This window comes from uncultured Cocleimonas sp. (assembly GCF_947495625.1).
Lineage (GTDB): Bacteria > Pseudomonadota > Gammaproteobacteria > Thiotrichales > Thiotrichaceae > Cocleimonas.
Genome location: NZ_CANLZW010000025.1, coordinates 14411 through 35069, shown reverse-complemented (window position 1 = coordinate 35069; position 20659 = coordinate 14411). Strand labels below are relative to the sequence as shown.

The following is a 20659-nucleotide window of genomic DNA, read 5'->3' as shown; positions in this document are numbered from 1 at the left end:
AATTTAACAACAATTGGAAAACAAATGACAATTCAACGATTCAACACTAATACTCGTATGAGCCAAATGGTGATACATAACGAAACTATTTATCTTGCCGGACAAGTCGGTGGTCCGGAGGAAGATATTGCTCAGCAAACGCGTACGATGCTCGCGAATGTTGATAAGCTTCTAGCCGAAGCAGGTAGCGACAAAACCAAAATTTTACAAGCTACAATTTGGCTAGCGAGTATGGATGATTTCGCAGAGATGAATGAAGTTTGGGATAGTTGGGTACCCGAAGGTCACGCACCCGGAAGAGCATGTGGTGAAGCAAAACTAGCAACACCGGACTATAAGGTAGAAATTATTATTATTGCCGCGAAATAAAGCTCGCTTATTACCGTTGAGGAGACGAGGCGATGGAGATTACATTACGTATTACAGAGCTTCGAGATTCGAAGCTGATTGCAGACATGCTCTATAAGCTTGTGATAGATATTGGGGACACAGATGTTTATCGGGGGAGTCAAGAGGCTATTGCTCAATATGGCTTTGGTCCTGAAAAGCGTTTTCACTGCGCGATTGCAGAATCTGACGAAACGGCAGTTGGATTTACTATCTACTTCCCTACCTTTTCCACGACAAGGGGAGAGCCTGGTGTCTACTTGCAAGATCTCTGGGTCGACAAGCCTGCCCGCGAAAAAGGTGTCGCCAATAAGCTATTACAATACGTTTCAAGAGCCAGTTCAGAGCAATGGAACGCAACACATATGACACTCAGTGTTTATAACGACAATATAAAAGCCGTTAAATACTATCAATCGATGGGCTTTAAAATAGGTGAGCGCGAGAGATATGCCGCGTTGGATGGTGCATCTTTTCAGGGACTTGTCGGGAGATGTTAATGGAAAAAGATAAAACAGAAAACTTGATGGCTGATTCGTATTCGCCACTCTTTTATCAAACTGATGTAGAGCTCCCTTTAGTTGCCAAAGCAGAGGGTTGCAGAATTTGGGATACCGAAGGTAATGTCTATATTGATGGCTGTAGTGGTGCGATTAGTGTGAATATGGGGCATAACCATGCCGGTATTAAACGCGCTATTCAGGAGCAAATGGACAAGGTCAGTTTCACCTACCGAACACAGTTTGAAAGTCAGGTAGCGATAGACTTAGCGTATAAGCTTGTCGGTTTGGCGAACAATAAACTCGATAAGGTCTACTTTGTCGGTAGCGGGTCTGAAGCGGTTGAGTCTGCGTTAAAACTGGCTATTCAGTACTACTATGCCACAGGCCAGAAACAACGGAGTCGGTTCGTGTCATTACGCCCTTCGTATCATGGCAGTACGCTTGGTGCATTGAGTGTGACAGCCTATACACCGCTCGAAAAACCCTTTGAAGCTGTCACGCAAAAATCAATTCATATCGAGGGGCCTAGTTACTACCGAAAGAAGGAAGATTCAGATGACGCCCATGATGATGAAATGCTGCGCCTTGCTCGTAAAGCGATATTTGAAGAGGGTGGCGATACCGTTGCAGGCATCATAGTAGAGCCGATTGGTGGTGCGAGTACCGGAGCACGGGTATTGAGTAAACGCTACCTTAGCGGACTTCGAAACTTGTGCGACGAAATTGGTGCGTTACTTATTATGGATGAAGTAATGACAGGTGCTGGTCGAACGGGTGTCTGGTATTGCTGGCAGTCTGTGGACGTTGTTCCAGATATTATGGCGCTGGCGAAAGGGCTCGGTGCGGGTTATTACCCTGTCGGTGCAATGCTGGCTAAAAGCAAAATTACCGATGCAGTGATGAACTCCGGCGGTTTTATGCACGGTCATACTTACGCAGGTAATCCATTAGCTTGTGCGACCGCGATCGGTGTATTGAATGCAATGGAGCATGAAAACATCCTTGATAATGTCCGCAGGCAAGGGGGCAAACTTAAAGCACAGTTATTGGAACTCCAGCAGCGCCATTCAATTATCGGTGACGTACGTGGTGAAGGATTATTGCTGGCCATGGAGTTCGTACAAGATCAGGCAACGAAAGAACCTTTCCCCGCAGAGCTTAATGTTTTCTCCATAGTCACAACCGAGGCAAAGGCCCAAGGGCTTTTAGTGTATCCACGACGTTGTTTAGATGGGACAAAAGGTGATCACATTCTAATTACACCACCGCTTATTTTAGACGACGAAATTCGCAATGAAATCGTTCAAAAACTGGATGTTGCACTTCGTAATACCCAAGATTTTTTAGAGAAGCACTAAAAGAAGTTTCTTACATACCATTTACCGGGATTTATATGAAAAATAAAATGATAGATATAAGGCAGGCAATATCGGGTATCGGAGATGGTGCGACAATTATGGTGGGTGGATTTGGCTCGCCTGGCACGCCCTTTACCCTTATCGATGCTTTAGTGGAATATGGCAGTAAAAATCTGACACTGATTAAAAATGATGCCAATGAAGCGCATATCGGCATTAGCAAGCTTCTTGAGTCGGGACAGGTAAGCCGCTTGATCACTTCTCATTTAGGTTTAAATCGTCATGCTATTGATAAAATGAAGAATGAGGAGATCGATGTCGAATTCGTCCCCCAAGGCATGTTGGCTGAGCGCATCCGTTGTAAAGGCGTTGGACTACCGGCTTTTTTAAGCAAAATAGGTCTTGATACGGAAATAACTGCTTCCGAATCGCTGACAACCATTGACGGAGAAGTCTATAAGGTTGAAAGAGCGATTCAAGCTGATTTTGCATTGATCCACGCAGAGGTGGCGGATCGTTATGGCAATCTGCGTTATAACGCCACGGCAATGAATTTTAACCCGCTGATGGCGATGGCTGCGAAACAAGTGATTGTCGAGACGGCTAACTGTTCAGAAGACGCGTTGGCTCCAGATGCTATTCATACACCCGGAATATTCGTCGATCAACTTTGCATTATGAATAACTTAAGTAAGAGCTATCAGCTTATGGAGCATCATATCCATGTCTGAAAATAAACCAATAACACGCCTTTTGCAAAGGGCAGCATTAGAGCTATGGGACGGCTGTTATGTGAATTTAGGAATAGGATTGCCCAGTCAGGTGTTGGGCTTTGTTGACCCAAATATTTTCCCCTTTATTCATTCAGAAAATGGCGTACTAGGGATTGGACAACAAGCTCCACGTGAACAGATGAATCCTATGTTGATTGATGCTGGTGGTGCTTATGTGTCAACGGTGAATGGTGCGAGCTTTTTTGATAGTGCCATATCGTTTGGCATGATTAGAAGCCAACGTCTTGATTTGTGTATGTTGGGTGCGTTTGAAGTCGATGCCAGTGGTGATTTAGCTAACTGGAAAATTCCTGGAAAGTTTATTCCCGGTATCGGTGGTGCTATGGAACTCGCTCAATCCACTAAAAAGCTGATTGTCTTAACCACCCATCAAGATAAATACGGGGTGAGTAAGATTAAAAAAACCTGCACACTGCCTTTGACTGCCAAGCATTGCGTTAATCGAATCATATCCGATTGTGCAGTGATTGATGTGACGGAGCAAGGCTTGTTGGTCCGTGAAATCGCAGAGGGATTAAGCAAAGCACAACTGATTGAGATTACAGATGCTGAGCTTCATTTCGCAGATGATATACGGGAGTTTTAGAAGATGGATGTCGAGACAAAGCAAAAGGTTCTGAATAGCTGCGATGCGATCTTTGATGACGTCATTAATTTCACTCAGGATATGGTGGGCGAATATGCGGTGCTGAATAATGAGCAAGGTGTCTTAAACGTAGTTGAGGCGCGTTTACAGTCTCTCAATTTGTCACCGGAACGTGTAACACTGAATAATGCGGATTTGCATGCTCATGAACTTTTTGCCCCAGTCCCTTGGGATTACGAGAACAAGTATAATCTGATCTCCAGCTTAAACAAAGGCGAGGAAGGACGATCGTTGGTGTTCAATGGACACATTGATGTAGTGCCCGCCGAACCAGTTGAGATGTGGTCGCAAGCCCCGAGTATAAGCTATCAAAAAGACGGTTGGCTATATGGGCGCGGTGCTGGGGATATGCAGTCGGGGGTGGCAGCGATGATTTATGCGGTGCATGCTATTCAACGTCTCGGTTTTAACATTAAGTCACCTCTTAGCATTCAAACCGTTATTGAGGAAGAATGTACGGGTAATGGTGCACTAGCTTGTGTGCATGCGGGGCATACAGGCGATTTTGTGATGATTCCAGAACCATTTGGTGCACAGATATACAGCGGTCAGATAGGTGTGATCTGGTTTAAGGTCAGGTTGTACGGTAAACCTGCGCATGTGCTAAATACTGCCGCAGGCGTGAACGCTATAGAGGCTTTAAATCCAGCTATTAAAGCATTGAAGCTTCTAGAAGAAAGACTCAATACTGAGTTTAACCACATTAAACCGTATTCAGAGATGGATCATCCCTACAATCTTAATATTGGTAAAATACAAGGTGGAAACTGGGCCTCCAGTGTGCCAGCTTATGCTGAGTTAGAAGGGAGAATTGGCTTCCCGCCAGAAATGCCGAGTAATATTATTATGCAGCTTATCAGTGATGCCTTAGCACCAGTACAACAACAGCTCAGCAATAGCAAAGCAGGTAAAATGACATTACGCTTTGAAGGCTTTCGTTCAGAAGGTCATTTGGTTGATTTAGCGCATGCTGGTATCCAGACACTTTCATCCTGTCACTTTGATTTACTTCAACAAGAACCCGAATATTACTTCGCCACTTGTACCACGGATCTTCGCGCATTCCATTGTTATGACAGCACGGCTGGAACCTGCTATGGACCAGTTGCTGAGAATATCCACGGCATTGATGAGCGGGTCAATATTGAGTCAATTCGTCATACCCTAAAAACCTATGCCCTGTTCATTATGAGCTGGTGCAACGTGAGTCAATCATGATTAGAACCAGTGAAGCGGTTTGGATAGTGGATTACTGTCGAAGTCCGTTTTCAAAGGCGCATCCGTATAAAGAAGAAGTGGATGCCTACGCTGAACTTTCAGCGCAGGACATCCTTGCTCAGCTTATCAATCATTCTTTAGAAAAGGCATCCTACCCCAGTAGCTCCATTAATGAGCTGTTTGTGGGTTGTGCGTTTCCGGTGAAAGAGCAGTGGAGCTTTGGTGCTCGTTATCCGGTTATGTTGAGCCAATTGCCTTATAGCTGCGCATCAAAGCAAGTAGAACAACAATGTGCATCGGGTATGGCCGCTGTCATCGAAGGCACGCAAGCAGTTCTGAACGGTGGTGCTGATACGGTATTTTGTGGTGGCTATGAACACATGAGCCACATTCCTATGGGGCCAACACTGTTTAATGAAGGCGTATTAACCGTGCCAGACAGTGCTTTAATCCATAAAGGCCATCCCGATACCCAGATGGATGTCGCGATGAATATGGGACTGACGGCTGAGGCAGTAGCGATAGAGTTTGATATCAGTAGAGAGGATATGGATCACTACGCTTACCGATCTCATCAACGTGCTGCTAAAAACCAACGTGATGGATTATTAACGGATACCATCGTCCCAATCTATGATAATAATGGTATTCCTTTATTGGATTATGATGTCAATATTCGAGCCGAATCTACCTTTGAGAAACTACAGACACTGCGTCCAGCATTTAGTGAAAATGGCCGGGTAACTGCTGGGAATAGTTCGCCATTGACGTCGGGGGCCGCACTTTTAACGCTCATGTCTGATCAGGCGTGTAAGGATCATGGAGTTGATCCTGTGATGAAAATTGTCACTGCCTGTAGTGTTGGCGTAGACCCAGAGCGAATGGGCTACGGTGTAGTCCCTGCAATAGAGAAGCTCCTCACTATTGCTAAATTGGATGCAGAGAGTATTGACCTGTGGGAAATTAATGAGGCGTTTGCCGTGGTGCCATTAATGGCTATCAAGCATTTCGGTTTGGACGATAATTGTGTGAATATATATGGCGGGGCGATTGCGATTGGCCATCCACTTGGCGCTAGTGGTACCCGTCTAATTGGACAACTTGCACAGATGTTGAAGACTATGGATAAGCAATATGGTGTTGCAGTATTGTGTGTTGGTGGCGGTCAAGGCGTGGGAGTGCTTTTAGAAAATACACAAGTAAATCTAAAAAGGTAATTCCTTAATGTCCTGGAAGGTTAAAGCATAGTTATGAAATCTTAAAATGAGAATATGTGAATTCATAAATAACATAATTGTTTAAGCCCGAAAATTCGGGCTTTTTTGTGTCTGTGATTCTTATATTTATTCACCATTAATACTAAAAACAGGCTTAAAGTAGGGGGGTGACTCTTTGATTGTTCTATAATCAAATCACTCACTTTATATGCCGCTATCAAATGAAAAAAATATTAAATATAACTAATGGTGATTCCGCTGTAAGCATTATGCAACAGGCGGGTATTGCTGGAGATTTTCTTCCGTGGCGCGATGTGTTGCATGATGGTCCTGTGCCCGAGGGGCTTTCTTTGGAAGAGCTTTCAGAAGTCCGCACACAATTCATCGTTGATTGTGGTTGGGGTAAACTTGAAAATATCAGATCCTCTTTTATTGAAAGAGATGACACGCTTAAGTCATTTGAAAGCTATGACAAAGTGATTCTCTGGTTTGAACACGATCTTTATGATCAATTACAGATTATTCAAATACTGGATTGGTTCGAGCAAAACCAGCCTGTTAATAGCACCCAGCTTTCCATTATTTGTGTAGATCAATATCTGGGAATGCATTCGCCCGAAGAAATGGCTGATTTATTCCAGTATGAAGTGGCAATAAAACCTGAGCATTTGAGCTTATCAAGTAAGGCCTGGGCGGCTTTTCGATCGCCTAATCCCGCGAATTGGTTGGGACTACTTTCAACAGATACATCGGTATTACCTTTTTTAGAGGGAGCGATTATCAGGCAGTTAGAAGAATATCCGAGTATCAAAAACGGTTTGACCCGCACTGCTGAGCAAGCGTTGAAAGTCATCGCCGAAGGTGAAACCAAACCGGGGAAAGTGTTTGCTGCTTCTCAAACATTAGAAGATCGAATGTTTATGGGAGATTCCAGCTTCTGGATGATTATTCAGGATTTGTTAGAGTCTACGCCACCATTGTTAAAGCTACCCGAGGGAATGGACTGGGAAAGACCACCATCTCCCGCTCATGAATTAACCATCACATCCATGGGCGAAGCCGTTTTGGCAGGAGAAAAAAACTGGCTGGAATTAACCGAAATCAATCGCTGGATTGGTGGCGTGCATTTAACCTCTAACAAACTTTGGTGTTGGGACTCAGTAAATAGTGCACTCGTTAAAAAGTAGTCAATATCATTAGATAATAATCATTAAGCCTTGTAGTAAAAAGAGCAAGGCATCCCCATACTTTCCGCACCTATTATCAAAGAATTTATTGAGTGATAACGACTCAAGTTAACAGAGATTTTACTCATTTATGAAAACGACAGCTAACGCGCTTTCGCGTATTGAATACATCATTTTGATGAGCGTCGTCGTTGCCGTCGATGCGCTAGCGATTGATGCAATATTGCCTGCCTTATCTTTTATCAGTAATGAATTTGGTGTTCAGGATGGAAATGATCGCCAGTTTATCGTTACATCAATTTTAATGGGTTATGGCTTCGGTGTTCTCGTATTTGGTATTGCATCCGATAGCTTTGGGCGCAAGCGACCAGTTTATGTGGGGTTTGCCATATTCCTGATTGGTACTTTAGTCACGATATTTGCGAGTAGCTTTAGTATGTTAATCGTTGGACGTGCGTTACAGGGCTTTGGTGCTGCTGCGCCGCAAATTATACCGACAGCGATTACCAGAGATTTATACAAAGGCCGTGGCATGGCGCAAATCATGTCGTTGATTATGATGGTGTTTATGTTGGTACCAGCAATCGCGCCACTTATTGGGCAAGGCATTTTAATGCTGACCAATTGGCAAGGTGTGTTTGCCATGCTCGGTGTTTATGCGTTATTCGCATGGGCCTGGTTCTCGATCCGTTTACCAGAAACATTGCCCATCGAAAAGCGTGTGCCATTCTCATTTAGTCAGGCGTGGGCATCTATAAAAGAAGTATTGCGCAATAAGCAGGCGGTGAAATTCACGATTGCTGAAGGCCTCGCATTTGGTGCGATATTGGCCTATTTGAGTACGGCTCAACAGATATTTCAGGAACACTTTGAATTGGGCGATCGGTTCGCTTTATATTTTGGTAGTTTAGCTTTGGTGATGATGTTCGCTTCCTTCGTGAATTCACGTTTGGTCGAACAAATCGGGATGCATAAAATGGTGTTACGTGGCGCAATATTGCTGTTTTTTGCGTCCTGCTTTTATATGATTTACATCTGGCTCAACGATACATCTGTTCCACTTTGGAGCTTCTTGATTTATGCCAGTATTTCCTACTTTTGCCTCGGTATTCTTTTTGGCAATATGCATAGCCTGGCTATGGAGGAAGTGGGTCATGTGGCTGGTGCAGCTGCTTCTGTGATTGGTTCTTTCAGTACATTGATGTCCGTTATTATTGCGGCATTTATCGGCAGCTTTTATAACGATTCTGTCACACCTATTGTTCTAGGATTTGGAATATTAATGATTCCGATTATTTATATTACCTGGAAAGATTAAATAACTGCTAACTAAGAACTAAGATTTGGAGAGCCTGATGAATCTCGATTTAGAGAAAAACAAAGAAAATGCGATTGCATTTTATCGCACGGCCTATTTAGGCGAGGCCGCTAAAGCAGTCAAGGATTATGTCGGAGATGATTACATTCAACATAACCCAGTCGTGAAAAATGGTAAATCTGGTTTCATCGAATACTTTGAAAAGATGCAAAGAGATTACCCTGATAAGAGTATCGAGTTTGTCAGGGCGATAGCAGAAGGTGATTTTGTAGCCTTACATACTATTCAAACATGGCCTGAGGGCGCGCAGTACGTAACGATGGATTTCTTTCGCTTCGATGATAATGGAAAGATCGTAGAGCACTGGGATTCTATTCAGGATGTGCCGAAAGAAACTAAAAATGGCAATAAGATGTATTAGAAACTTGTTTAAGAAAAGTGCCAAGCTGAGTCGCAGCCGAGACAACGTTGGAATGTAATGACGACGACCCGAAGGGTGAGATTTTCTTTTAAATAAGAAAAAACCTCATAAAAGTAGGGGGGTGACCTTATTCTAATAACTCTTCGACTAGTGGAGCTAGCTTAGCTGAGATAATCTTGGCGACAAGTTCTGAACCGGAATTAGTAAAGTGAACAGGGTCAGACATATATTGATTGGTTGGTGGCACTTCTTTTTCAAGATCAATCAATAATACTGACTTTTCCAATGCTACTGTGCGGATGACTTGATTCATCGCTTGAAAAAGAGAGCGGTACTCACTGTAAGTTAAATCCATTGCATCAAGATTTTGCAGGTTTTTCATAATTACATCGTCGGGCTTTTCCGTGAATCGACTCGCTTGCGTCATAAGTACGGGAGTGATGCTATTTGCTTTGTTAATCTCGACAAAACTATTCAGGTTAGCTTTGAACATCGAAAGCATTTTTTCATTGCTGAGTTTAGGTTTATTGTGCCCATCGTCCGAATTATCGAATTCGTTGCCATCACCCATTAGCTTACGTTTTACTTCGTAAGCGAAGGTATAGGTATTAGGAAACAGCTGTTTTATCTGTGATTTTATCGAATGGTCTTCTTCAACGATGAGTGATCGATGCTGGTTGTTATTCCAGTAGGTTTTCTCGTGCAATAACACAGATAGATCGTTGATATTGTGCAGTAATACGGCAATATCTGGATTCATCGGTATGATTTTATTAAGCAAGGTGTTAATGGAATGCATGCTGTTATTGCCGCTGACACCTGCATTGAGTGCATTGATTTTTTTATTGTTGCTGGTTTCTAATAATTGCCCTGTTAACGCTGGAAAGCGTTTGTCTTCATCAACGTACATGCATTCAGTGGTTGAACCGCCGATAAAGGCAATGACCTTGTCTGCGTCTCGATGAGGAGTGGAAGGAAAAATAAAACCATTCTGATCAATTTTGAAAGAATAGGGCTTGTTTTCTAAGCTATCAGAAAGCGCTACTATATCGTCACTTGGTGAAAGCATTTTATTAATATTAGGGGTGTTTTCTTTTAAACGAATATGTCGAACTGACTGATTTTCTTCACCACCAAATCGTGTATTGCCCAGAAGTTTTTCAAAGCCAAACAGCACAACCAAAATCATAATTAATGAAATGATTAGGAGTGTTTTTTTAGAATTGTTTTCGAATCTATTCGACACAGTAAAGCCTAAATCTGGTTTGGTATGGAGTTAACTAAAACAATGCTACCTTGTTTTCTACGACTAACAACTGCTTTTGGGATAGGTGGTGTTTATTGCTAACAGGACGATTCAATAATCAGACGAATTGCCCCGCGCACCAAGCTGACGCCCATGCCCACTGGAAATTATGGCCACCGAGATGTCCGGTTACATCGACTGCTTCGCCGATAAAATAGAGACCTTTGACTTTCTTGGTTTCTAAGGTTTTAGAAGATAGTTCATCCGTATCTACACCGCCTAAGGAAACCTCGGCAGTTCGCATGCCTTCAGTGCCCGACGGTAAAAGTTTCCATTGTGTAAGTTGTTGTTCGATGCTTTCAAGTTCAGACTCATTGAACTGGCGCATTGTTTTGCTACTCAGTTCTTTAGTAATGATGTGTTCACAGAGTTTTTGCGCTAATCGTTTAGGTAGTTTGTAATTTAAAATGGTTTTTAATTCTGCTTGCGGGTGTTCAGATTGCTGTTCTTTTAACCATTCCAATAGATCAAAACCAGGGAAGAGGTTGATAGAAACCTCATCGCTCAGTTTCCAGTAGGATGAAACCTGCAATGCTGCCGGACCGCTAATACCTCGGTGAGTAAATAGAATACTTTCTTTAAAGGGTGGACTTAATGTCACCCCGTTTTTAATCACCCCCCCACTTATAGCGTCTTTTTTATTGTGTTTAACAGCGCTCATTTCTACATAGGTTGAAATGCCAGAAAGGTCTTTAATAAACGAATCTAGTGTTTCAATGGTGAAAACAAAGGGCACTAAAGCTGGGGAGAAGGCTACGGTATCAATATCAAACGTTTCAGCCACTTGTAATGCAAAATCGGTAGCGCCCATTTTGGGAATTGAAGGTCCACCGGTTGCTATGACTAAAGAATCCGAAGCGTAATTTTCTTTTTCGCTGGCAACCAGAAATTCATCCCCTTTTTTGATGGATATGATTTCAGATGAAGGTTGAATAGTAACGCCAGCTTTATCGCATTCATCGTGTAATAGTTGAACCACGGCTTTTGATTTTTGATCACAAAAAAGTTGACCGAGTGTTTTTTCTGTCCAGCTTAATCCGTGGCTTTCCAATAGCGCAACGAAATCCCAGGGTGTATATCTTGATAAGGCTGATTTGCAGAAGTGTGGATTGCCAGATAAAAAGTTATCAGCGTCGGTATACATATTGGTGAAATTACAACGACCACCACCCGAGATTAGAATTTTCTTGCCGATTTTGTCTGCTTTTTCTAACACTAAAACAGAGCGTCCGCGTTTTCCGGCTTCTATCGCGCACATTAAGCCAGCTGCACCTGCACCGATTATGATCACATCAAATTTTTTCATTTTTGTATATTTATTCCAGCACTAGACACAAGGTAATCACATACTTTAAAGCAAAGTATTATAGAATCCACATATTATAATGACCTAATGCTTAAATAGTTGGTAGAAACATGTTGGCAAGAATAAAAGAAGATATCGCCGTCGTATTTGAACGCGACCCAGCGGCACGACATACGCTAGAAATTTTAACCACCTCTCCGGGTGTGCACGCGATTATTTTTCATCGCATCAGCCATGCGTTATCGAATAAGGGCTTTAAATGGCTGGCAAGAATTCTGTCAAATGTTGCTCGTTTATTTACCGGAATTGAAATCCACCCGGGTGCGAAAATTGGTAGACGCTTCTTTATCGATCACGGCATGGGGATTGTTATCGGTGAAACCGCAGAGATCGGCGATGATTGTTCTATTTATCATGGTGTGACTTTAGGCGGAACAAGCTGGAATCCCGGAAAACGTCATCCAACCCTAGGTAATAATATCGTTGTCGGTGCAGGGGCTAAAATTCTGGGGCCGATCAAAATCAACGATGGTGCGCGTATTGGTTCGAATGCTGTTGTGGTTAAAGAAGTGCCAGCTAATGCAACCGTCATAGGAGTTCCCGGTCGTGAAGTGATCCGACGCGTAGACGAGGATGATGCACAACGTGCTGAAGTGGCGAGCAAAATGGGCTTTGATGCCTATGGTGCAACGCAAGACATGCCAGATCCCGTGGCTAATGCAGTCAATAGAATGCTGGATCATATCCATAAAATGGATGATCGTATGGATAAGATGTGCACCCAGTTGCAGCATCTAGGTAGTGACTTCGACTTTGAGCCGTTACCGGGTCTTAAAGATGTGGAACTGGATGGTTGCGGTGAAGAGAAAAAGAGATCCGAAAAGCAGAGCCAAGCAAAAGAAAAAGTAGCAAACGAATCTTCCGAAAAAGAAGAAACTGGTAGTTAAATAGTATTTGATTTTTTTACAATCTGTCTTAATAAATCCTTGTAGAGCCCTTTAAATAGGGCTTTTTAACCTCCATATATAAATACAATACAAACCGTAGTAATACTTGACTATATTAATAGGGTATTCTACTATCTCGCTCGAATAAGGGGTACAAATTAACTCTTGTTTGAAACCCCCAACTTTTTTATTGGAGTCGATTGTTTGATCTTCAATTCGAGATTAGCAACGCGAGAACAGATATGAAACTGACGACTAAAGGACGGTATGCGGTTACAGCAATGTTGGATTTGTCATTGAACAGTGACAATGGTCCAGTATCACTGCTAGAAATTTCAGATCGTCAAAGTATTTCATTGTCTTACCTTGAACAGCTTTTTTCTAAACTACGCAGACAGGGTTTAGTCAAAAGTATGCGAGGACCAGGAGGCGGGTATAGCCTAAGTAGAACTCCGGATGAGATAGCAATTTCTAGCATCATCATGGCAGTCGATGAGAATCTTGATGTAACTAATTGTGGTAATGCCACAGGTGGTTGTAATGAAGATAACAAGCGTTGCTTAACTCATAATTTATGGATGGACCTAAGCAACAGAATCCAGTCATTTCTTGATGATATTTCATTGCAAGACATGATGGATAAGAGCGACGTGATTGAAGTCGCGGCAAGACAGAATTCAAAGCGCAAAGAGACTCGTATTAATTTACCTGACTCTTTGTAAACGAAGTATTTAAGCATTATACAAATTAAGTAAATACATAAAAGTAACTACTATAAAACAGCGCGAGAACTAATAGGATAAACAATGAGTAATTTAATCACCCCAATTTATATGGACTATTCAGCCACCACGCCGACAGACAAGCGTGTTGCGGAAAAAATGGCTCAATATTTAACTGTTGATACAGCTTTTGGTAATCCTGCGTCTAGTAGTCATTCATTTGGCTGGGAAGCGGATGAGGCAGTTAAAGCTGCACGTAAAGATGTTGCTGACTTAATTAACGCTGATCCAAGAGAAATCGTTTGGACCAGTGGCGCAACAGAATCAAATAACCTGGCGATTAAAGGTGCAGCGCACTTTAATACTCGCAAAGGCAAGCACATTGTGACAATGAAGACCGAGCACAAAGCGGTTCTTGATACCTGTCGCCAGTTAGAGCGCGAAGGTTTTGAAGTCACTTATCTTGATCCTAAAGATAATGGCTTGTTAGATATGGATGCTTTCAAAGCAGCACTTCGTGATGACACAACAGTTGTTTCAATCATGCATGTGAACAATGAAATCGGTGTGATTCAGGATATCGCAGCAATTGGCGAGATCTGTCGTGAAAATAAAATCATTTTCCACGTTGATGCAGCACAGAGCGCGGGTAAAGTTCCATTAGATCTGGAAACACTTAAAGTTGATTTAATGAGTTTCTCAGCACACAAAATTTACGGTCCAAAAGGTATTGGCGCACTCTACGTACGTCGTAAGCCACGTGTTCGTATCGAAGCACAAATGCACGGTGGTGGACATGAGCGTGGTATGCGTTCAGGTACCTTAGCTACTCACCAGATCGTTGGTATGGGTGAAGCATTCCGCATCGCTAAAGAAGAAATGGCGACTGAAAATGACCGTATGCTGATGCTACGTAATCGTTTATATGACGGCTTCAAAGATATGGAAGAAGTTTACGTAAACGGTGATCTTGAACAACGTGTAGCAGGTAACTTAAACATCAGTTTCAACTATGTTGAAGGCGAAAGCTTAATGATGTCACTAAAAGATATCGCGGTATCTTCAGGTTCTGCTTGTACCAGTGCTTCACTAGAGCCAAGTTATGTATTACGAGCACTCGGACGTAACGACGAACTTGCACACAGCTCATTGCGCTTTAGTATAGGACGATTTACAACAGTTGAAGAAGTAGATTACGCAATAGCTCAGACACGTTCAGCAGTAGAAAAATTACGCGCCTTATCGCCACTTTGGGATATGTATAAAGACGGTATTGACTTGAATACTGTTGAATGGGCCGCACATTAATAAGAACGACAACAGAAACAAAAGAGTAGTTAATAATAGTTAACTACATTGCAATAAATATAGAAAGTTAGAAGGTAAAAAATCATGGCGTACAGTGAAAAAGTTATAGATCATTACGAAAATCCACGCAACGTTGGCGCAATGGATAAAGATGCTCAAGAAGTAGGAACAGGCATGGTTGGCGCTCCAGCTTGTGGCGACGTAATGAAGCTACAAATTAAAGTAGGTGCTAATGGCATTATAGAAGATGCTAAGTTCAAAACTTACGGTTGTGGTTCTGCTATTGCTTCATCTAGTCTTTTGACTGAATGGGTAAAAGGTAAGTCACTGGATGAAGTTCAGGCGATCAAAAATACCGATATCGCAGAAGAATTAGAATTACCACCTGTTAAAGTACACTGTTCTGTATTAGCTGAAGATGCTATCAAAGCAGCGATAGCAGACTATCAGTCTAAGCAGTAGTTTTTAGATTAGTTATAACTAAAGCTTAAGCACTATAAAGATAGTAAGGATTAGAATATGGCCATTACATTAACCGACGTTGCAGCAGATCGAGTGAACACCTTTTTAGCCAATAGGGGCAAAGGTGTTGGCTTGCGTCTGGGTATTAAAACCCATGGGTGTTCTGGTATGGCTTACGTGATGGAATTTGCAGACGAGATCGAAGAAACTGATCAGGTTTTTGAAGATCACGGAATCAAGATTATCGTTGATCCTAAAAGTCTGGTTTACCTCGACGGCACTGAAATGGATTTTGCTAAAGAAGGCCTCAACGAAGGCTTTCAATTCAAAAATCCAAATGAAAGTGGTGCCTGCGGTTGTGGCGAAAGCTTCACTGTTTAGCATCCACAAAATATTTAGTCACCCCCCTACTTATAGCCGGTTTTTTGTATCACTTGAATGTCATTTGATACAGAAGGCTGGCTATTTTCAAAAGTAAACAACACACGTTAGGCCTCTCGTAGAACTATGCTCGATTTTAAACAAAGCTATTTTGAACTATTCGGCTTGCCAGAAGATTACAATATCGACCCTTCAGTGCTTGCGAATAGCTTTCGCGAACTGCAGGCTAAATATCATCCTGACCGTTTTGTAAATAGTGACGAGCAAGAACGACGAGTTGCGGTACAAACGACCGGCTTCATCAATGAAGCGAATGAAACACTAAAATCATCCCGTTTGCGTGCGCGTTATATGTTGCAACTGAAGGGCGTTGATTTTGATGATGAAATCGATACCACCAGTGATGGCATGTTTTTACTGCATCAAATGGAAATGCGCGAAGCGTTAGAGGATGTCCCTAATGCCAAAGACCCTATCGCTAGAGTTGATGATATTGCGCATGATGTTGAAGCCCAAATGGATGTTTTGAAAGAAAGTTTTGTCGAACATTTTGCTGCAGAGAAATATGCTGAAGCCAAAGAAGATGTACTAAAAATGAAGTTTTTTGAGCGTTTATGTCAAGAAGTGAAGACTTTGACAGAAAAGCTTGAAGATGAAATGTTCTAATGATTTCAACTAGAACCCAAAAATAGATTAGAATCCCCGCGCTATGGCACTATTACAAATATCAGAACCAGGAATGTCTACTGCACCACACGAGCATCGTCTCGCAGTGGGTATTGATTTAGGCACAACCAACTCGCTTGTTGCAAGCGTCCGCAGCGGCGTTGCTGAAATCCTTTGTGATTCGGAAGGGAATGCACTTTTACCTTCGGTGGTTCGCTATCTGGAAAACGGTGCAACCGAAGTCGGCAAGAAAGCTCAAGATAATCAATTAGAAGATTTACCCAATACTATTTCATCGGCGAAGCGTCTTTTAGGTCGTGGAATTAAAGATCTGAAAACACTTGGCGGTAGCTTGCCTTATGAGTTCGCTACTGCTTCTAGTAGTTCGCACGGTACTGAATCAAATGTACCGCAAATCAAAACGGTCGCGGGCAATAAAACAGCGATTGAAGTTTCTGCTGAAATTCTAAAAACACTGAAACAACGAGCAGAAGAATCTTTGGGTGGAGAATTGAAAGGTGCGGTAATTACAGTACCTGCGTATTTTGATGATGCGCAACGTCAAGCGACCAAAGATGCTGCACGTCTTGCAGACTTAAAAGTATTCCGATTATTGAATGAGCCAACAGCTGCGGCTGTTGCGTATGGTTTGGATCAAAAAGAAGAACTATCAGAACGAATTATCGCTGTTTACGATTTAGGCGGTGGTACCTTTGATATTTCCATCTTAAAGCTCAATAAAGGCGTATTCGAAGTGATGGCTACGGGCGGAGATTCTGCACTGGGTGGTGATGATTTCGATCACGCTATAGCAGAATGGATTCTTGAAGAAGCATTACTAGAAGATACCCATAACACTAAGATTCATCGCAAAGCGATGATCGAAGCGCGTCGAGTCAAAGAAGCGCTGACAGATAATGATGAAGTCACCGTTAACCTGGAAGATTGGCAGGGTTCTTTGAGCCGTAGTCAGTTTGATGAGATGGTTGCTCCATTGGTTAAAAAGACCTTGATGGCTTGCAGAAGAGCGTTACGCGATTCGAATTTAGATAAGGACCAGGTACACGATGTGGTAATGGTTGGTGGTTCAACACGCATGCCAGTCGTGCGTGAAAAAGTCGGAGAGTTCTTCGGACAACCACCACTGGTTGATATCGACCCAGATAAAGTTGTAGCAATTGGTGCGGCATTACAGGCAGATGTTTTAGCTGGCAATAAGCCTGATGCTGAAATGCTGTTACTCGATGTGATTCCTTTATCACTAGGTCTGGAAACTTACGGTGGTTTGGTAGAAAAAGTAATCACTAGAAACACGACGATTCCAATTACTCGTGCTCAGGAATTCACCACCTTTAAAGATAATCAAACCGCAATGACCGTGCATATTTTGCAAGGTGAACGCGAAACGGTTGAAGAAAATCGTTCATTGGCGAAATTTGCTCTAAAAGGAATTCCTCCAATGGTCGCGGGTGCAGCACGCATTAAAGTGACCTTTCAGGTTGATGCAGATGGTTTATTAAATGTGCATGCAGAAGAAGAAACAACAGGTGCAAAAGCTGGCGTAGAAGTGAAGCCATCTTATGGTTTAACAGATTCAGAAATCGAAGGCATGATTCGTGACTCAATGGATAACGCCCAAGCAGATATGGAAGCGCGTAAATTGCGCGAACAATTAGTCGAAGCAGATCGCACTTTAGAAGCACTAGATTCAGCGATGGCATCTGATGCAGACAGAATGCTGAATGACGAAGAAAAGAAAACACTGTTAGCAGCACGTTCAGAACTAATGGAAGCAAAGTACATAAGTAAAGATGCTGAAAGTGTAAAAGCTGCGATTAAAAACATGGAAAAAGTAGCTGAATTTTACGTTGCTCGTCGTATGGACGACAATGTAAAAAAGGCCATGGCTGGTCACAATGTTGACGAGTTCAACAAATAGAATTAGAGAGTTAATACAAATATGCCACAAATTATATTCCTACCACACGAAGAACTTTGTCCTGAAGGTGCCGTAGTAGAAGCAGAACCAGGCACAACACTGTGTGATGTAGGCTTACAAAATCATATCGAAATCGAACATGCTTGTGAGAAATCCTGTGCATGTACAACCTGCCACGTATACGTGCGTGAAGGTTTTGATTCTTTAGAAGAAGCAACAGATCTAGAAGAAGATTATCTGGATAAAGCCTGGGGTGTAGACCCGGATTCGCGTTTGAGTTGTCAGGCGAAAGTGGCGGAAGAGGATTTGGTAATAGAAATACCAAAGTACACCATAAACATGGTCTCAGAAAACCACTAAGTATTAATTGTCTTTTTACTCAATTTCGGCGTTGGGCATTTAATCACAAATCCTTACGTACTAATGTACGCTTCGGCCTTGTGATTAAAAACCCGCCTTGAACTTGAGCAAAAATCCTGCTTAATACATCCAGAACAGAGATATTGAGTAATAAAGAATATTTAAATAGATAAAAAGACACCCCCCTACTTATGGGCACTTTTTTAATAATTTAGAAATCGATTAAGTAACAAATAGAGGTATTTAAAATGCAGTTAAAATGGACAGACACACTCGATATCGCTATTGATCTTGATGAAGCTCATCCTGATGTTGATCCTCAGTACATTCGTTTTACTGATTTACATGCCTGGGTTTGTGCGTTGGAAAACTTCGACGATGATCCTGAAAAATCCAATGAGAAAATTCTTGAATCAATTCAAATGAACTGGATTGAAGAAAAAGAATAAACACCAAAGTTAATTAATCGAGATTTAATTTAGATCAATGCAATGTTTGATCAAAAAATAGAGAATAGCCATTTTTAAGATCGGAATTGAGTGTGATACATAAATTTAAACGCTTGCTGATTTTGTTGGTTACAGTCTTTATTACTTTTTATGTGCTGTGGATAATTGTGCAAAAAGTATCACCAACAATCAGCCCTCCAAAAACCAGTAAAGATTTTTCTAATCAATCCATAGAGCGTAACTCTAATGGTGCAATCAATGTGGATTGGAAATAGTCGTTCTTTTTCACATCTTTTGCATTTTTTTTCTAAAAAGAAAATGTCTTCCTATGTGCAAACAGTGTGTTAATTGTACTTTTTGACCTTAGCCACATAGAATGCTCGACAAGGTTAACCACTTATTCGTCGAGCAATGATAGTTACCCAGTCAAATCAATCAGATACCAAAATCATATTGTCGCCTAATCGATCGGCATCGATGCGTCAGACGCAAGTCGTGATCGTTGCGGTGAGTTTATTTGTGTTGATGATTGGTGTGGGTTGGAGTTTTGTCGGCGGTTACCTTGTTTTGCCTTTTGCTGGGCTGGATGTCGGTCTATTTGCGTATTTCATGTACAAGGTTTGCAATCAAACGTATGAAAAGCAGGTGATTACGATTGATGATCATCATGTGCTTATTGAAACGGGAAAGCACTGTGTCGAGCGAACCTTCAAACTGGATAGACCAGAAGCCTTCATTCTGGTTGCTGAGCCAGAAAAGCCCACCGAACCGATCGAGCTTAGCCTATCTGATTCGAAGTCACGTTTTGAATTAGGTTCCTTTCTTAATCATTCAGACAAAGCTGAAGCACGACTTATATTTAAACAAGCGGGATTAAAAGAAATCAATGCTAAATGGTGGAAGCCATTATCTGAAGCTTAAGAAGAGTGATCTTGAAATATTAAACAATATCGAGCTTTAGATATGAACTCAAGCTATAAAACTTGAGCCCATATTCAGAAATTTAAACTTTTAAAGAATACTAATCAGCCGCAAAACAATAGAAAAGTCCGCTACCGCCAGTTTTTGCTAAATCATCCATGCTACATCCACGGGTTCCGTGAGCTGCAGTCCAGGATGTGTTGCCACCACCATGACGGTCATGGTGTCCTACCATTGCCGAACCTTTATCGCTACTCGTCCAGTTATTACAGGTATGGTCCTTATCATCTGGGAAAAATGCTGTGCCATCATCCATGCTGCCAGTCAGAATGTCATGGCGATTTGGTTTGTCACCGCGTCCGTTGACGAGCGCTCCATTCTCATCCAGTGCACTTTCTTTCAAAATAGTTTTATTGTAGAGGTGTAGATCAGTCAGATTAGCAGCAATCATTTCTCCTTTTGCATTATACCAGGGGCCTTTGCCGATTCTGTCTCTTGCACTGATTCCACGCTTACCTTCAGCTTCTGTGCTCAAGTATGCGCGCCACTCTCGTTTATCTTCCCCTGCTGCTTTGGCAAGCTTTGTACAATGTGCGTCAGCGCCTTCGAGTCCACCAAGATCGCCGCCTTTACCAGAACCAACACTAGTAACAAAGAAACCCATAGGCTTATCTTCAGCCATAGTAGGTAGGCTGGTGAGTGCACTGAAGCCGATAATTAATCCAATCAGATATTTTTTTTTCATACGTTTTTTTTCCTTCTGTGGGTTTAGGGATGCTTGAGTCTATCAAATAAATTGTTAAATTTATGTAAATTATAAAAAAAGTGCTCAGCCGAGGCGCA

24 protein-coding genes are annotated in these 20659 nt (G+C 42.1%); 21 read left to right on the top strand and 3 right to left on the bottom strand.

Annotated features, from left to right (window positions below):
- Positions 1-24 precede the first annotated feature (24 nt).
- The 10 genes from Q1A31_RS14200 to Q1A31_RS14155 all read left to right on the top strand — a co-directional run bounded on the left by Q1A31_RS14200 (position 25) and on the right by Q1A31_RS14155 (position 9049).
- Complete coding sequence (locus Q1A31_RS14200) at positions 25-369, top strand: RidA family protein (protein WP_299877951.1); 345 nt, start codon at positions 25-27, stop codon at positions 367-369.
- Positions 370-455: 86 nt separating this feature from the next.
- On the top strand, positions 456-887 hold the full coding sequence (locus Q1A31_RS14195) for an N-acetyltransferase (protein WP_299877948.1): 432 nt from the start codon (positions 456-458) through the stop codon (positions 885-887).
- Positions 887-2248 (top strand): aspartate aminotransferase family protein, encoded by a 1362-nt coding sequence (locus Q1A31_RS14190; RefSeq protein WP_299877945.1) that lies wholly within the window; start codon positions 887-889, stop codon positions 2246-2248. Before Q1A31_RS14195 ends, Q1A31_RS14190 begins: the two co-directional genes overlap by 1 nt.
- A gap of 35 nt (positions 2249-2283) precedes the next feature.
- Entirely contained in the window at positions 2284-2979 is a 696-nt protein-coding gene (locus Q1A31_RS14185) for a CoA transferase subunit A (RefSeq protein WP_299877942.1), read from the top strand.
- On the top strand, positions 2972-3628 hold the full coding sequence (locus Q1A31_RS14180) for a 3-oxoacid CoA-transferase subunit B (RefSeq protein ID WP_299877939.1): 657 nt from the start codon (positions 2972-2974) through the stop codon (positions 3626-3628). Before Q1A31_RS14185 ends, Q1A31_RS14180 begins: the two co-directional genes overlap by 8 nt.
- A gap of 3 nt (positions 3629-3631) precedes the next feature.
- A complete protein-coding gene (locus tag Q1A31_RS14175) occupies positions 3632-4906 on the top strand; it encodes an ArgE/DapE family deacylase (RefSeq protein ID WP_299877936.1) in 1275 nt (424 codons plus the stop codon).
- Entirely contained in the window at positions 4903-6123 is a 1221-nt protein-coding gene (locus Q1A31_RS14170; RefSeq protein WP_299877933.1) for an acetyl-CoA C-acyltransferase, read from the top strand. The genes Q1A31_RS14175 and Q1A31_RS14170 overlap by 4 nt, the downstream gene beginning before the upstream one ends.
- Before the next feature lie 221 nt (positions 6124-6344).
- Complete coding sequence (locus Q1A31_RS14165; RefSeq protein ID WP_299877930.1) at positions 6345-7310, top strand: hypothetical protein; 966 nt, start codon at positions 6345-6347, stop codon at positions 7308-7310.
- Between the two features lie 130 nt (positions 7311-7440).
- Entirely contained in the window at positions 7441-8628 is a 1188-nt protein-coding gene (locus Q1A31_RS14160; protein ID WP_299877927.1) for a multidrug effflux MFS transporter, read from the top strand.
- Between the two features lie 37 nt (positions 8629-8665).
- Entirely contained in the window at positions 8666-9049 is a 384-nt protein-coding gene (locus Q1A31_RS14155; protein WP_299877924.1) for an ester cyclase, read from the top strand.
- 127 nt (positions 9050-9176) lie between these two features.
- On the opposite strand, the gene Q1A31_RS14150 is transcribed toward Q1A31_RS14155, so the two are convergent.
- The gene (locus Q1A31_RS14150; protein ID WP_299877921.1) at positions 9177-10295 is read right to left on the bottom strand and encodes an SGNH/GDSL hydrolase family protein; all 1119 of its coding nucleotides are present in this window, start codon (positions 10293-10295) and stop codon (positions 9177-9179) included.
- A 118-nt stretch (positions 10296-10413) separates the two neighbouring features.
- Complete coding sequence (locus tag Q1A31_RS14145; protein WP_299877918.1) at positions 10414-11661, bottom strand: NAD(P)/FAD-dependent oxidoreductase; 1248 nt, start codon at positions 11659-11661, stop codon at positions 10414-10416.
- A gap of 110 nt (positions 11662-11771) precedes the next feature.
- Between Q1A31_RS14145 and cysE the strand changes: the two genes are divergently transcribed.
- From cysE to Q1A31_RS14090, 11 genes are all read left to right on the top strand, one after another.
- Positions 11772-12608 (top strand): serine O-acetyltransferase, encoded by an 837-nt coding sequence (gene cysE / locus Q1A31_RS14140; protein ID WP_299877915.1) that lies wholly within the window; start codon positions 11772-11774, stop codon positions 12606-12608.
- A 242-nt stretch (positions 12609-12850) separates the two neighbouring features.
- Positions 12851-13330 (top strand): Rrf2 family transcriptional regulator, encoded by a 480-nt coding sequence (locus tag Q1A31_RS14135; protein ID WP_299877912.1) that lies wholly within the window; start codon positions 12851-12853, stop codon positions 13328-13330.
- An 84-nt stretch (positions 13331-13414) separates the two neighbouring features.
- The gene (locus tag Q1A31_RS14130; RefSeq protein ID WP_299877909.1) at positions 13415-14638 is read left to right on the top strand and encodes an IscS subfamily cysteine desulfurase; all 1224 of its coding nucleotides are present in this window, start codon (positions 13415-13417) and stop codon (positions 14636-14638) included.
- A gap of 84 nt (positions 14639-14722) precedes the next feature.
- A complete protein-coding gene (gene iscU, locus Q1A31_RS14125; protein ID WP_299877906.1) occupies positions 14723-15100 on the top strand; it encodes a Fe-S cluster assembly scaffold IscU in 378 nt (125 codons plus the stop codon).
- 57 nt (positions 15101-15157) lie between these two features.
- Positions 15158-15481: an iron-sulfur cluster assembly protein IscA gene (gene iscA, locus Q1A31_RS14120; protein WP_299877903.1), complete on the top strand. Its 324-nt coding sequence runs from the start codon at positions 15158-15160 to the stop codon at positions 15479-15481.
- A gap of 126 nt (positions 15482-15607) precedes the next feature.
- The gene (gene hscB / locus Q1A31_RS14115; protein WP_299877900.1) at positions 15608-16147 is read left to right on the top strand and encodes a Fe-S protein assembly co-chaperone HscB; all 540 of its coding nucleotides are present in this window, start codon (positions 15608-15610) and stop codon (positions 16145-16147) included.
- A gap of 43 nt (positions 16148-16190) precedes the next feature.
- Positions 16191-18086, top strand: a complete 1896-nt coding sequence (hscA, locus tag Q1A31_RS14110) for a Fe-S protein assembly chaperone HscA (protein ID WP_299877897.1) — start codon at positions 16191-16193, stop codon at positions 18084-18086.
- 21 nt (positions 18087-18107) lie between these two features.
- Positions 18108-18446 carry an ISC system 2Fe-2S type ferredoxin gene (fdx, locus tag Q1A31_RS14105; RefSeq protein ID WP_299877894.1) on the top strand — a complete coding sequence of 113 codons (339 nt, stop codon included), beginning with the start codon at positions 18108-18110 and terminating at the stop codon, positions 18444-18446.
- A gap of 248 nt (positions 18447-18694) precedes the next feature.
- Positions 18695-18895, top strand: coding sequence for a Fe-S cluster assembly protein IscX (iscX, locus tag Q1A31_RS14100; protein ID WP_131907147.1), 201 nt, complete (start codon positions 18695-18697; stop codon positions 18893-18895).
- A 92-nt stretch (positions 18896-18987) separates the two neighbouring features.
- The gene (locus Q1A31_RS14095) at positions 18988-19170 is read left to right on the top strand and encodes a hypothetical protein (RefSeq protein ID WP_299877887.1); all 183 of its coding nucleotides are present in this window, start codon (positions 18988-18990) and stop codon (positions 19168-19170) included.
- Between the two features lie 136 nt (positions 19171-19306).
- Positions 19307-19816: a DUF2244 domain-containing protein gene (locus Q1A31_RS14090; protein ID WP_299877885.1), complete on the top strand. Its 510-nt coding sequence runs from the start codon at positions 19307-19309 to the stop codon at positions 19814-19816.
- A 100-nt stretch (positions 19817-19916) separates the two neighbouring features.
- On the opposite strand, the gene Q1A31_RS14085 is transcribed toward Q1A31_RS14090, so the two are convergent.
- Positions 19917-20561 carry a hypothetical protein gene (locus Q1A31_RS14085; protein ID WP_299877883.1) on the bottom strand — a complete coding sequence of 215 codons (645 nt, stop codon included), beginning with the start codon at positions 20559-20561 and terminating at the stop codon, positions 19917-19919.
- Positions 20562-20659 lie beyond the last annotated feature (98 nt).